We start from the raw sequence: 8325 nt of genomic DNA on the forward strand, positions 1-8325 counted from the left end.
GAGAAGCCCTGAATACGCGGCGGTGGACCCGGGTTCGATTCCCGGCAGCTCCACGGAGAAGGCCCGGTCGGTGAGGACCGGGCCTTTGTCGTCGGGTGGTATTGGGGACGGATCCAGTGCTTGCCCCTTGCGTCGGGTTTATCTACTGTCTACGTACGTAGATAGTAGATAGGCCGGGGCGCGCAGTGTGGTTCCGGTCGGCGTCCCCGTTGTTCCGGCGGGGTGGAAAGGATGTGCACCATGGCTGAATCCGGAATCTGGTCGCGGCGGATGGCGGGGCGGACGGCCGCCGTGGTCGGGGTGGCGGCCGGTGTGGCTGTTGCCTTCGCGGGGTCGGCGGCTGCGGAGGCCGCGCCGGTCGCGGAGCCCGCCTCGGTGACGGTGGAGCAGGTGCACGGTAAGGGCCATGGGAACAATCGCGGGAAGGGCAACCGCGGCCCCGACTGGAACCGCGGCCCGGGGTGGGATCGCGGCCCGAAGTGGGACCGCGGCCCCGGCTGGAACGGTGGGCCCGGCTGGAACGGTTTCCGGCTGCCCGGCACCGGCAGCGCTTTCTGATCTCCGTCCTGCCCTACGCTGCTCCGCTCTCGGCTGAGCCATCGACGCGCCGCCTTCGTGCTCGGCCGCGATCCCCGGGCCGAGCACCCGCCGTTGTCTCGCGGCGGGTCTCGGAACCGGGCGGTGCGGGCGAGTCAGGCGGTGAGGCCGGGAATCGGTGGGGGCGCGGGCAATTGCGGGAAGCCGCTGCCGCTCGGGGGGAGAAGCGGGATGCCCGGGCCCGGGTTGTCGTAATCGTCGTCGTAGTCGTGATAGTGGTAGTGATCTTCGTCGTGGTAGTGGTAGTGGTTTTCCTCGTGGGGGCGGTGGCGATCGCGATCCGGGCGCCTGGGCGGTGCGGGGCGGGGGCGGTCGAAGTCCGGTAGTCCAGGGAAGAGGGAGTCGGGCTTCTTCGGTTTCGACGTTCCCGGGTTGGGCCGTTCTGGGCGATTCTTGCGGTCCGGCTTCGGTCGGCGATCGGCGGCATCGAGTCCGTCGGCCGGTTCGAGCACGACCGGGGTCGCCGACGCCGGCGCGTCGAATGCCGCCAACGGCAGCAGGACCAGTGCGGATGCGACGACGGTACGCGTCAGTGTTCGCGGGGAGACACGTCGATTCATTCGGTTCCTCACTCGGGTGTGACACCGGGCGACGATCGCAAGACCGGCCGCCCGATCCATATCGCCAGTCACCGTACCATCGTTTAGCGGTACATGTATTGACGGTATAACCGTGGCGGGCCGGGTGGTTACCGTTTGAATTCGAGGATCGCGAGGGTGAGCATGGCGATCCAGAATGGCCAGACCAATGCGGACAGGATGGCGTAGGAGACGATGCCCGGCAGTCGTTGGCGGCGTTCGGGTCCGAGGGCTCCGTTGACCGTGCCTTGTACCGATGCGCGCGAGTAGACCAGTGTCGTCCGGCCCGCGAGTACCGGGACCATGGCGTCGGCGGGCCAGGGGGTGGAGTGGCTGATGGAACCCGGGAACGGTGGCGGTCCCGGCGGTGGATATACGCGCAGAGTATGTAGGCCGGGCGGGGCGGGGATGAAATTGCGGCCCCAGCGGGTTTTCTGACGCACTGTCAGGCCGTTCAGCTTCATCTCGGGGCGGGAGAACATGCCGCGCAGCCACCGAGGCTGACACGAAGCCTGGACCAGGATCCCGGTCTCACCGGGCTCGACATGGAACCGTGGCATCGGCGAATTCTCGTCGGTGCCACCCGGAATCAGGAAGTCGTACGGCAGCAACGTATCTCGGAACGGTGGCATCGGCGTCGGCGGGAACGATCCGTCCGGTAGCAGGTAGTCGGTCATCTGCAGTACGCGGTACGGCATTCCGATCTTCCACCCCGGCTTCTTCTTCTTGAAGAACGACGCCTGCGGTTGCCGATAGGGCCGGTATCCAACCGGGGGTGGGTCGCCCTGTGCCGCGGAGTGATGCAGGGGATAAGGGTCGGCGGCGCTCATGCCATCGACGCCTGGTACTCGACCTCGCCCGCGGCGCGGATCGTCTTGACCACATCGTCGGCCAGTGCGCCGACACTGAGGATTTCCGACGCCAGTTGTGCCAGTACGGTGGACATCTTCGTGGCTGCCCCCGATATTCCGAATACGGCACGGGCGATCAGGGCGGGGGACGCCGTGCCCGCCGACGCGACGAGAATGGCTGCGATCTCGACGAGCATTCCGGCGAGGGTGTTCAGGATTTCGGTGATGATGCCGCGAACTCCGTCGACCAGATCGCTGATCTTCTCGTTGATCTTGCCCAAGGATTCGGCCGTGCCAGCCTGTTGGACGATCGCGGCGTTGATCGAATCCGCTTTCGTGCGGTAGGCGTCGCCGGTCTGGCCCACCCACTCCTGGGTTCCGGCGCCGACCTCGTTCACCCAGCCCTCGGCTACCTTGCCGAGTTCCTTCGAGATGTTCTCCCAGGACTTGGAATACGCCTTCACCATGTCCGGATTACCGGCCAGCGAATCCAACGTCTTGCGCAGAGGCTCGACATGCTCGAGCATCCACCCCATCAGCAGACCGCCCACGAGGTTGAAAGGGTCGAGCTTGGCGAGATGGATACCTCTATTGATATCCAACCCGATCTTCGCGACGTCCACCAACGCGGCAGTGGCGGCCCAAGCCTTCAATCCCGCCTGGTATTTGTCGCCTCCTGCCCACGCATCGACCGCCTCGAACCCGTCCCCGATCGGCGTCCCCTTGAACACCCCCGCATTCCCGTCCGCCCGCTCACCGTTCTCCTCCTTGCCCATTTCCGGCAGGCCGAGGTTGCCGAGGACGGTGGCGTCCTCCTGGTAATAGGTGTTGCGGTAGTCGGTGGCCTCGTCGATCAGGTCGTTGTCGGGGCGCGCCTCGTCGTCGAAGTTGGTGGGCAGGCCCGCGACGCCCAAACCGGCGTTGGCGACCGAGGATTCGTTGAGCCACTTGCCGACGTCGTTCTGCTCGGCCATCGGTTACGCCCCCTGTCCCTGCTGTGCGCCCACTCCGTTCAGGGCATTCGAGGATTCGGTTTCCTGCCGTTCGAACGCGTCGGCCGCCTGGTTCAGCTTGGCGGGCATGGTGCCTGCCTGCTCGCTCACCCTCTGCAGCCCGTCGACGATCCGATCGTGCAGCCGGGTCAGGATCGAGGTCGCGTAGGGCTGCACCAGCGCGCCGTATCCGTCGTCCACGTGGGCCAGATACGTCGCGGCCTCGAGCGCCTTGTTCAGGCCGTCCACCTGCCCGGCCACCTTGCCCGAGTGGTCGCGCACCTGTTCCGGGTCAACGTTCAACATCGCGGGCTCCCCATCCTCGTCCGTACATCGCGGTCCGTCGCCACCGACCGCTCTCTCGCGCGCACCGTCGACGGTGCTCTACCGACTCTGACGCTCTCGACGCCGGAACGGTTCCCACCGATTCCGGGTCGAGCCGCTCACTCCAGCCAGGACTTGCGCTGGTAATACAGGTCGTCGTCGTTGGGATCCTCCGGAATGAAGACCTCGTCCCGATCGGGCTTGCGGCTGACCGGGTTCGGGGCGGGTGGTGCTGTAGGCATCGCATCGTGCGGGGGCGGGTTCGCCGGGACGTCGTGCGCAGGCGGTGGGAAAGCCGGGGGCGCCGAATCCCGCGACGGGCCCGGCGGCGCAAAACCCTGCTCCGGCAAGGCATCCGGGAACCGCTCCGCGTACTGCCCCACGATCGTCTCGGCCGCGCTGTCGCTGCCGACCGTGTCGTGCACGAGATCGGTGACCTCACGGCGCAGCTTCGCCTGCGCCCGCCGGGTGCAGGCCATGAGCTCGGCGGCGACGGCGCCCGGATCCATCCCGCGGGTGCTCGCGGCCAGGTGGATGGCGGTCGTGGCGCCGCCGGAGTCGACCGTGACGGCGATCCGGTTGTCCGACGATGTCTCGGTCACGCTGATCGCCGACATCCGCCCCTGCAGGCTCTGGAACTGTTGCGCCTTGCGCTCCAGGTTCTCCGCCCAGCGCGCCAGATCCTCGGCCGCGCCCTCCAGACCACCGCTCATTCCCCGTCCTTGCCCCTAGCGGGGACGAGATCGACCTCCGCCCCCTTTTCGACGTGTGCCCAACGTATCCCACCGCGAGAACGGGTGTCCTACGGCCCCGCCTCACCGGCCGACTACCATCGGCGGATGTCCAAAGAGGAGAGCCGCCGACTGAATCGGGAGGTCGTCGCCGAGTTCCGGGCGAACGGCGGCAAGCTGGGCGGCCCGTACGCCGACATCGATGTGCTGCTGCTGACCACGACGTCGGCGGACACCGGTGAACGCCGTACCGTGCCGCTCGGCTATGGCACCGACGGCGCGCGCTTGATCGTGTTCGCCGCCGACGACGGGCGGGCGAACGGACCGAACTGGTACCACGATCTGCTGGCCGACCCCCACGCCGAGGTGGAGGTGGGCAGCGAACGCTGGCCCGTGACCGCCTCGACGGCCACGGGCCAGGAACGAAACAGACTGTGGGACAACCAAAGTGAGCATTGGAGTTTCCTGGAGGACCTCCGGGCCAAGGTCGCGTGGGAAATTCCGGTGGTGATCCTGTCTCGGCAGCGGCCGTAGTGCGCGCGCGTTACGCCTGTCACAGATCTACGGCTGCTGCCTGGAGCCTGGTGAGGACCTCCTCGCCGGGCCAGGTCCGGGCCTCGTAGCGGGCCGGTGCCATGCCGGGGACCGGGGACAGCCCGGCGATGTCCACGGCCGCGTCGAACGGCACGGTGAACAGGTGTACCGGCTCCTCGGCGTCGTCGACGCCGTAGATGCTGAGGTAATCCGCTTCGGGGAGCAGCCATTCCACGCCCTCGCCCCAGACGGCCACCGTGCAGGGACCGTTGCCGTTGTCGACGTAGTTCAGCGCACCGACGTAGGCGGGTTCGAGATCGTAAGGGCCGTAGTCGAAGTCGCGCTCGTAGGTGTCGTTGAGCCATTGGGTCTGCAGGTTGTACTCGCTCACCGCGAGGCCGCTGCGGGCCCGGGCCGCGGCGCCGCTCTGGGGATGCGGTCCGGCACGGTCGAAGGGCACGACCCGGCCGTGCTCGTCGAGCGTATACCCTTGCGGCGACAGGGATTTGGCTGCCTCGCCGTAATGTTCCTCGACCATTTCGTAGACCTGCCCGAGTACCTCCGGGTCGTCGGGCGCGACGATCAGGGTGTCGAAATCCGGCATGAAGGCGACGGGGCGGTGCTCGGCTGTGCGGTGGGTGGCCAGCCACCCGGGCAGCAGCGGCCAGGACGCGACATAGCCGTCGCCGTCGTCGACGTAGCGGACCACGGCCCCGGGCTCGTCCGCGGGCGGCGCGACGGCCGCCAGATTCTCGTGCGCGGCCGCGAACACCTCGTCGGTCGTGACGCCCCACTCCCGCACCGTTTCCTCGAGAACGATCGACCGCGAACGAGGTTGGTCGAACGCGATCAGTTCGCTCACGAACGGGAAGACCGCTCGGCCGACAGGCCGCATATCGGGCGGTGCGTCGAGCCCGAAGGTGGCCGGGCGCAACACCGGCCGCAGGTGGGACCGCGCCTCGGGCCAGGACGGGAGATCGCCGCTGGACTCCTGCGCCGCGGCGACGAACCAGGCGATCGCGCTGTCGAGTTCGGCCGCTGACAGCCCGCGCGTGTCGTGGAACAGGTTGCCCAGATACAGGTGGGTGTCGTCGCCGAGCCGGAGGGTGAACTCCTCCGGATCGTAGTGGGCCTGCTCATCACCGCCATCGCGTACCTGCCGCAGCACGGCGTCGGCGAAGGCGCTCAGCTCGTCGTCGAGAGAATTCACGCGGCGAGCCTAGTCACGGCGCTGTGCCGGTGCAGCACAAGGCTTTTCGTCAGTGGCAAGAGCGGAGTGCGCTGCGTCACAGTAATTGCAGTATCTGAAAAATTGCAGTTTGTGCTAAATTTTTGCCATGACCAAGGAGAAGGGTGCCGGGGAGCCGGGGCTGCGGGAGCAGAAGAAGCGGCGGACGCTGCTCGATCTGTGCATGGCGGCGCGGCGGCTCACCCTCGAGCGGGGGCTCGATGCCACCACCGCCGAGGACGTGGCGAAGGCGGTCGGGGTGTCGCCCCGGACCTTCTTCAACTACTACGAGACCAAGCTGGATGCCGTGATCGGCCCGGTGGGGGAGATCGGCACCCCGGCCGCCCGGGACCGATTCGTCGCGGGCGGTCCGACCGGGGTGCTGATCGACGATCTCACCGCGCTGTACGCCTCCGGTTACGAGCCCGACGACGAAGTGCGGGAGAGCATTTCGCTGGTCGCCGAGATCATCAAACAGGAGCCGCGGGTGCTCGCGGGCTTCGTCGCCGCCGGGGCGCGGCACGAGGCCGCCGTCGGGGATCTGCTATCGGCCCGGATGGGCTCGGCGGCCTCCTCCGAATTCGCCGCTCTCGCAGCGCATCTCATGTCGGCCCTCACCACCCGCGCGGCGCTGTCGCTGGCCGACCACCCGGATCGCTCGCTCGCCGACGCTCTACACGACCAAATCGACCTTGCCGCTCGCCTTTTCGACGCGGGAGACAGAAGGAGAAACGCCGATGACCACGACGGCTGAAGCGCCGCCGCCCCCCATCGTCCTCACCCAGAAGCGGATCTGGCTCATCTTCTCCGCACTGATCGCGGGCATGTTCCTGGCCAGCCTGGATCAGACCATCGTGGGCACCGCCATGCCGACCATCGTCGGCCAGCTCGGCGGCGTCTCCGAAATGGCTTGGACCGTCACGGCATATCTGCTGGCCACCACCATCGTGATGCCGATCTACGGCAAGTTCGGTGACCTGTTCGGACGGCGCTGGCTGTTCCTGTTCGCGATCGGCATCTTCACCGCCGCGTCGATCGGGGCCGCGGTGTCCACCGGGTTCTGGGAGTTCATCGTCTTCCGCGGCTTGCAGGGCGTCGGTGGCGGCGGCCTGATGATCCTCGCGCAGGCCATCATCGCCGACGTGGTTCCGGCCAAGGATCGCGGCAAGTTCATGGCCCCGATGGGCGCCGTCTTCGGTGTCACCTCGGTGGCCGGACCGCTGCTCGGTGGCCTGTTCGCCGATCACATCGGCTGGCGGTGGTGCTTCTGGATCAACGTCCCCATCGGGCTCGCTGCGATGGCAATCGCGTTCCGCTACTTGAACATTCCGAGTCACCGCCCGAAGGTCCGGCCGGACTATCTCGGGGTCGTGCTGATGTCGTCGGCGACGGCGCTGCTCATCCTGATCACCGACTGGGGTGGCAAGCGCTACGACTGGGGCTCGCCGACGATCCTGACCATGACGGCGGCGCTGGTGCTGGTGGTGGCCGCATTCGTGGCGGTGGAGGCGCGGGCGGAGGAGCCCATGCTGCCGCTGTGGCTGTTCCGCAATCGCAGCTTCGTGCTGACCTCGGCGATCGCGCTGGTGCTCGGCCTGGTCATGTTCGCGGCGCTCGCGTTCATCCCGACCTACCTCCAAATGGCCACGGGCACATCGGCTTCGGTGTCGGGCCTGCTGCTGATCCCGATGATGATCGGCATGATGGCCACCCTGATCACGTCCATGGCGGCGATCACCCGCACCGGCCGCTACCGGGTCTATCCGCCGCTGGGCGCGCTGATCATGGCGGCCGGAATGCTGTGGATGACCACGCTGAACGCGCACACCTCGGTGTGGGTGGTCTCGGCGATGCTGCTGGTGATCGGCGCGGGGCTCGGCCTGATCATGCAGATCATCGTGCTGGTGGTGCAGAATGCGGTGGCGCCCAACCAGATCGGCACCGCGACCAGCGCGAACAACTACTTCCGGGAGATGGGCGGTGCGATCGGTGTCGCGATCTTCGGATCGATCTTCACCCATCGGCTCACCGACGGGCTGACCGAGGTGTTCACCGAGCACGGGCCCGAGGTGGTCCAGTCGGGTCTGCAGCCGGGTGCGCTGGTGCCGTCGGTGGTCAAGCATCTGCCCGACGGCCTGCACGACGCGATCGTCGGGGCCTATTCCGACGCGCTGGTGCCCGGGTTCTGGTACCTGATTCCCGGTGCGGCACTGGCGTTCCTGCTCGCGCTGTTCATCCCGCACCTGACGCTGTCGGACGAGGCGGGCATGGTCGCCCGCGGTGAGGCGGTGCTGGAGGAGGAGCCGGAGGCGCAGGCCGCCGAGCGCTGATCCGGTCGATGACGACCAGGGGCCCCGGCGGTTGGGGCCCGGGCCCCGCCCGCGGGGGGGGGGGGCCCCGGAACGCCGGGGCCAGGGGGTGGGGGCCGCGGCGGGTGGGCGGGGGGCTGTAGGCGATCGCGGGGGCCACGCGCCAGCCGCTGACCGAGAT

The 8325-nt window shown here is 67.9% G+C and carries 10 protein-coding genes; 4 read left to right on the forward strand and 6 right to left on the reverse strand.

The features are described 5' to 3' along the window. Positions 1-240 precede the first annotated feature (240 nt). Positions 241-558, forward strand: a complete 318-nt coding sequence (locus QH290_RS27415) for a hypothetical protein (RefSeq protein ID WP_280262123.1) — start codon at positions 241-243, stop codon at positions 556-558. A 134-nt stretch (positions 559-692) separates the two neighbouring features. Here the strand turns inward: QH290_RS27415 and QH290_RS27420 are convergent, their stop codons facing one another. From QH290_RS27420 to QH290_RS27440, 5 genes are all read right to left on the reverse strand, one after another. Beyond that, entirely contained in the window at positions 693-1157 is a 465-nt protein-coding gene (locus QH290_RS27420) for a hypothetical protein (protein ID WP_280262125.1), read from the reverse strand. Between the two features lie 128 nt (positions 1158-1285). After that, on the reverse strand, positions 1286-2005 hold the full coding sequence (locus QH290_RS27425; RefSeq protein WP_280262127.1) for a hypothetical protein: 720 nt from the start codon (positions 2003-2005) through the stop codon (positions 1286-1288). After that, positions 2002-3000 (reverse strand): hypothetical protein, encoded by a 999-nt coding sequence (locus QH290_RS27430; RefSeq protein ID WP_280262129.1) that lies wholly within the window; start codon positions 2998-3000, stop codon positions 2002-2004. Before QH290_RS27430 ends, QH290_RS27425 begins: the two co-directional genes overlap by 4 nt. Positions 3001-3003: 3 nt before the next feature. Beyond that, positions 3004-3324 (reverse strand): type VII secretion target, encoded by a 321-nt coding sequence (locus QH290_RS27435; protein WP_280262131.1) that lies wholly within the window; start codon positions 3322-3324, stop codon positions 3004-3006. 137 nt (positions 3325-3461) lie between these two features. Next, entirely contained in the window at positions 3462-4055 is a 594-nt protein-coding gene (locus QH290_RS27440; protein ID WP_280262133.1) for a YbaB/EbfC family nucleoid-associated protein, read from the reverse strand. 126 nt (positions 4056-4181) lie between these two features. Here QH290_RS27440 and QH290_RS27445 point away from each other — a divergent pair, with 126 nt between their 5' ends. Further along, complete coding sequence (locus QH290_RS27445) at positions 4182-4607, forward strand: nitroreductase/quinone reductase family protein (protein ID WP_280262135.1); 426 nt, start codon at positions 4182-4184, stop codon at positions 4605-4607. A 19-nt stretch (positions 4608-4626) separates the two neighbouring features. Here QH290_RS27445 and QH290_RS27450 read toward each other — a convergent pair whose 3' ends face one another. Continuing rightward, the gene (locus QH290_RS27450) at positions 4627-5817 is read right to left on the reverse strand and encodes a DUF1444 domain-containing protein (protein ID WP_280386050.1); all 1191 of its coding nucleotides are present in this window, start codon (positions 5815-5817) and stop codon (positions 4627-4629) included. 127 nt (positions 5818-5944) lie between these two features. Between QH290_RS27450 and QH290_RS27455 the strand changes: the two genes are divergently transcribed. Further along, the gene (locus QH290_RS27455; RefSeq protein ID WP_280386052.1) at positions 5945-6589 is read left to right on the forward strand and encodes a TetR/AcrR family transcriptional regulator; all 645 of its coding nucleotides are present in this window, start codon (positions 5945-5947) and stop codon (positions 6587-6589) included. After that, entirely contained in the window at positions 6573-8165 is a 1593-nt protein-coding gene (locus QH290_RS27460) for an MDR family MFS transporter (RefSeq protein WP_280262142.1), read from the forward strand. Before QH290_RS27455 ends, QH290_RS27460 begins: the two co-directional genes overlap by 17 nt. Positions 8166-8325: the final 160 nt, after the last annotated feature.

Origin of the sequence: Nocardia wallacei, assembly GCF_029869545.1 — a bacterium.
In the GTDB taxonomy this organism is placed as follows: Bacteria; Actinomycetota; Actinomycetes; order Mycobacteriales; family Mycobacteriaceae; genus Nocardia; species Nocardia wallacei_A.

What these genes read in the sequence shown, in the direction of transcription:
- QH290_RS27415 (WP_280262123.1), top strand. Translation starts at nt 241, where the DNA reads ATGGCTGAATCCGGAATCTGGTCGCGGCGGATGGCGGGGCGGACGGCC.
- QH290_RS27420 (WP_280262125.1), bottom strand. Translation starts at nt 1,157, where the DNA reads ATGAATCGACGTGTCTCCCCGCGAACACTGACGCGTACCGTCGTCGCA.
- QH290_RS27425 (WP_280262127.1), bottom strand. Translation starts at nt 2,005, where the DNA reads ATGAGCGCCGCCGACCCTTATCCCCTGCATCACTCCGCGGCACAGGGC.
- QH290_RS27430 (WP_280262129.1), bottom strand. Translation starts at nt 3,000, where the DNA reads ATGGCCGAGCAGAACGACGTCGGCAAGTGGCTCAACGAATCCTCGGTC.
- QH290_RS27435 (WP_280262131.1), bottom strand. Translation starts at nt 3,324, where the DNA reads ATGTTGAACGTTGACCCGGAACAGGTGCGCGACCACTCGGGCAAGGTG.
- QH290_RS27440 (WP_280262133.1), bottom strand. Translation starts at nt 4,055, where the DNA reads ATGAGCGGTGGTCTGGAGGGCGCGGCCGAGGATCTGGCGCGCTGGGCG.
- QH290_RS27445 (WP_280262135.1), top strand. Translation starts at nt 4,182, where the DNA reads ATGTCCAAAGAGGAGAGCCGCCGACTGAATCGGGAGGTCGTCGCCGAG.
- QH290_RS27455 (WP_280386052.1), top strand. Translation starts at nt 5,945, where the DNA reads ATGACCAAGGAGAAGGGTGCCGGGGAGCCGGGGCTGCGGGAGCAGAAG.
- QH290_RS27460 (WP_280262142.1), top strand. Translation starts at nt 6,573, where the DNA reads ATGACCACGACGGCTGAAGCGCCGCCGCCCCCCATCGTCCTCACCCAG.